The sequence below is a fragment of the Egibacteraceae bacterium genome (genome assembly GCA_040905805.1).
GTDB lineage: Bacteria > Actinomycetota > Nitriliruptoria > Euzebyales > Egibacteraceae > DATLGH01.
Window position 1 is genome coordinate 1 of record JBBDQS010000112.1, and the last position, 4,091, is coordinate 4,091.

At 72.5% G+C, this 4,091-nt stretch carries 3 protein-coding genes; all 3 read right to left on the reverse strand.

Translation table 11 applies throughout. The features are described from left to right. Positions 1-288 precede the first annotated feature (288 nt). Positions 289-546 carry a hypothetical protein gene (locus tag WD250_12665; GenBank protein ID MEX2621057.1) on the reverse strand — a complete coding sequence of 86 codons (258 nt, stop codon included), beginning with the start codon at positions 544-546 and terminating at the stop codon, positions 289-291. A gap of 113 nt (positions 547-659) precedes the next feature. Beyond that, positions 660-3,296, reverse strand: coding sequence for a malto-oligosyltrehalose synthase (treY, locus tag WD250_12670; protein MEX2621058.1), 2,637 nt, complete (start codon positions 3,294-3,296; stop codon positions 660-662). Further along, positions 3,286-4,091: hypothetical protein (locus WD250_12675; GenBank protein MEX2621059.1), on the reverse strand; the 806-nt coding region annotated here is incomplete at its 5' end. The genes treY and WD250_12675, both read right to left, overlap by 11 nt.

Genomic DNA, 4,091 nt, shown 5'->3' on the forward strand with positions numbered 1-4,091 from the left:
CCTGCGGGCCAAGGTCCGCAGGCGGGTGCGTGCTGACGTCCGCCACTGGGGAGTTCTAAATGTCCGTTGACAGCCCCGGAAGTCGGGGCAGACCCTCCCTTGAGGTTGTGTGGCCGGCAGCGTGTCCGGAGACGTCGGTCCCCCTCGATGCGGACGTCGACCAGTTGACCCGAGTGGCCGTGCCCACGCTGCTCACCGACGGCGGACGCAGCCGTCCATGGGCCGCAGCCGGCGGGCGTCAGCCCCGCCACAAGCGTTGGTTATTGCGCCAATACTGCCGCTACCCCTCTAGGTGCCGGGCTCGATGAAGGTGTGGATGAAGGTGCCCTCGGCGGTGTTGTCGGACGTGAAGTAGTCCCCGACGACGTTGTGGACGGTCGAACCATCGGTGAACGCCCAGGTCATGGTGGTGCCAGCCGGAACCTGCACGACCGGCGGCGCGAAGGCGCTGTCGTGCATCTCGACGCGATCCACCCCGAGAGCGGGCTCGGCGTCCTCGGCAACGCCCGAGGACTGGCAACCGACCACCGCGGTTGCGGAGAGCACAAGGACAATGAGACGGGCGACGCACACGGCGAGCCTCCGGGATCGATGTGTTGGAGTCGGTTGACCATAGGAAGCCTCGGGCCGGCTGCCATCCGCCGGTGGGAGACTGTTGGCTACACCCCTGGGCGTAGCCCCTGACGCTCCCTGCGCGTCACGCCCGGCGCGCCCGCTTCGAGGAGGGCGACCGGCAGGGTCGCGCACAGCGCCGAGAGCGGCACCGAGGACGCGCCCGCGTGGCGCTCGCCGGTCAGAAGGCTCGACCAGGTCGTGCCGGCGAGCTCGTCGGGCAGCTCGAGCGCCGTGTCCGCCCACAGGGCGCCGACGGGTGGCGCGCCGGTGCCCGCCATGACGCTGCCGGGCAGGCGCGGCACCACCACCAGCAGCGCGTCGCCGTCGGTGCCGACCCTGGCGTAGGCGACCGCGTGGTCGGCCCACCGCCCCGTGACCGCCACGGGCACGTAGGCGCCCTGCTCCCCCACCGCCCCCGGGTGCTCGCGGCGCGCCCGCAGTGCGCGGACCAGGACCCACAGCTTCACCCGCCCGTCACGCCACGCGCGCAGCAGCTCACCGGGGTCGCCGCCCGCGTCCAGCTCCAACAGGAGCCGCCGTCGCGCGGCGAAGTCGACCGGGCGGCGGTTGTCCGGGTCGACGAGGCTGTCGTCCCAGAGCTCGGTGCCCTGATAGGTGTCGGGCACGCCGGGCGCGGTGGCGCGCAGCAGAACCTGTGCGAGGCCCGACACCATCGCGATGCCGGCGGCCTGGTCGGCGACCTCGGCGAGCTCGGGGGCGTGCTCGGCGTCCAGGACGCCGGCGACGAAGGCCCGCACGCCGTCCTCGAACGGCACGTCGGGGTCGGTCCAGGTCGTGCGCCGCTTCGCCTCCCGCGCGGCCTTGATCGTGTAGTCCTGCAGGCGGGTGACCAGCTCGCGGCCGGGTAGTGCGCCCCGACCCAGGGGCCAGACCCCGACGGCGGTCTGATACACGAGGTAGGCGGTCTGTGGGTCGGGTGCCGGTCCGCCAGCGGTGTCGACCACCAGGTCGGCGTGGCGCTCCCGCCACCGGTGGACGGCCGCCGCCCACTGGTCGACCATCTCCGACAGGGCCGCGATGCGCAGACGCACGTCCTCGCCGCGCTTGGTGTCGTGGGTGGCGGTGGTGAGCATTCCGGTGGGATGGCGACGAGCCCGCTCGGCGTTGGCCGCGTGGAAGCCCGCGGCGCTCACGCCAAGGTGGCTCGGATCGCCGCCCACCTCGTTGACGGCGGTGAGGCGCAGGTAGCGGTAGAAGACCGTGTCCTCGACGCCCTTGGCCATGACCGCGCCGGCCAGCTGGGGGAAGCGCCCGAGTACCTCGAGGTGCTCGGGGCTCGTGCCGGCGCGTCCGGTCAGCACCTCGGCGAGGAAGTCGTAGAGGAACAGGGGCGCGCCCGCCCCGGCGCGCGCTCGCGCCCGCCCGACCGCGGCCCGGACGCGCGAGACGTCGGCGTCGGTGGCTGCTCCCGTCTCCGGATCGACGTAGGCCCGGTAGACGTCCAGCGCGACCAGCACGTCGGCCAGCACCTGCCGGCACTGCTCGTCGTCGACGTCGCGCACCTCTGGGTGGAGCTGGGTGACGCGCAGGAGGGCCCGCGCGAGACGACGCAGGTCCGCGCGCAGGTCGGTCTCGAGCTGTTCGCGCTTCGCGGCGACCGACTGCGCGGCGTAGGAGGCGGTGTCGGCACCGAAAGCCGCGTCGAGCTCGTCCAGGGCAGGCGCCGCCCCGGCATCCACGAAGAGGCCCAGGGCGAGGTTGGCGAACTCGTATCCGGTCGTGCCGGCCACCGGCCACGCGGGCAGGGGCTCGTCGGCCTCGAGGATCTTCTCGACGACCAACCACGCCCCGTCGGTGCGCTCGGACAGGCGGGCGAGGTACCGGGCGGGGTCGCGCAGGCCGTCGGGATGGTCCACACGCAGGCCGTCGACGATCCCGGCTTGGACCAGGGCCACCACGGCCCCGTGGGTCGCGTCGAACACGGCGGGGTCCTCCACGCGCACCGCGGCCAACTCGTCGATGGCGAAGAATCGCCGGTAGTTGATGAGGCGCCCGCCGGCGCGCCAGTGGACGAGCCGGTAGTGCTGGGCTTCGAGCAGGGCGTGCAGGCGCGACCACGTCGATGGCTGACCGGGCGTGCCGCCAAGGTGGTCGCCGTTGCCGGCCCGCTCGAGCGCCTGCTCCGACTCGGGTGACAGCGGCAGATCGTGCTCGTGGTAGCGCAGGCGCCAGCGTCCCGCCTGCGCTGCCACGTGCAGCTCGCCGGCGTGCAGCACCCTGCCGTACTGGTCCCCGAGGATCGGCAGGACGACCTTGCCGGCCGCGTCCGGCGGCATGGGCGTGGTCCAGTCGACGTCGAACATCCGGCCCATCGGCCCGGCCGGCCCCTCGGCGAGCAGCGTCTCCCAGAGCGGGTTGTCCGGACCGGTTCCGACGTGGTTCGGCACGATGTCGACCACCAGCCCCAGACCGGCGGCTCGGGCCCTGGCCGACAGGGCCCGCAGCCCGTCCTCGCCCCCCAGCACGCGGGCGACCCGACCGGGGTCCGCGACGTCGTACCCGTGGGTGCTGCCAGGGCGAGCCGTCAGGATCGGCGACAGGTACAGATGGGAGATGCCCAGGGCCGCGAGGTAGTCGACCAGGTCGCCGGCGGCAGCGAAGTCCAGGTCGGCACCGAGCTGCAGGCGGTAGGTGGCGCAGGGCGCCACCTCACTCCTCACGGGCGTCGTCGAGGCGCCGCAGCAGCGTCACCGACCGGGAGGCGAGGCGCAGCTTGTCCCGGGCGGAACGCTCGGCCTGGCCCTCCCGCAGGTCGGGCTCGGCGGTGTTGAAGACGACGCTCCAGCGCTTGCCGTAGGCCTGCGTGGGCACCACGAAGTCCAGGAAGTCCTCGCTGGCGTTGAGCAGGACCAGGAAGCTGTCGTCGGTGACCCGTCGCCCGCGCTCGTCACGGGTGGGGATGGCCTGGCCGTTGAGGAAGAACATCAGCGCCTGCAGCTCGCCCTCGGACCAGTCCTCGACGCTCATCTCCGAACCGTCGGGCTGCAGCCAGTCGAGGTCGCTGATGCCGCCGCGCCCGGGGCTCGCCCCATGGCTCGCGCCATGGCTCGCCCCATGGCTCGTGCCATGTGGCTCTCCACGGAAGAACTGCTGGCGACGGAACACCGGGTGGCGGGCGCGCAGGCCGATCAGGAACCGGGCGAACCCGTGGAGGCGCCGCTGCTGGTCGTTCCAGTCCCAGTCGTACCAGGTGAGCTCGTTGTCCTGGCAGTAGGTGTTGTTGTTGCCCTGCTGGCTGCGGCCGAACTCGTCGCCGCCGAGCAGCATGGGCACCCCCTGCGACAGGAACAGCGTGGCCAGGAAGTTGCGCTGCTGGCAGTCGCGAAGCGCGAGCACGTTCGGGTCGTCGGTCGCGCCCTCGACCCCGCAGTTCCAAGAGCGGTTGTGGTCCTCTCCGCTCGAGTTGTCGTCGAGGTTGGCCTCGTTGTGCTTCTCGTTGTAGCTCACCAGGTCGC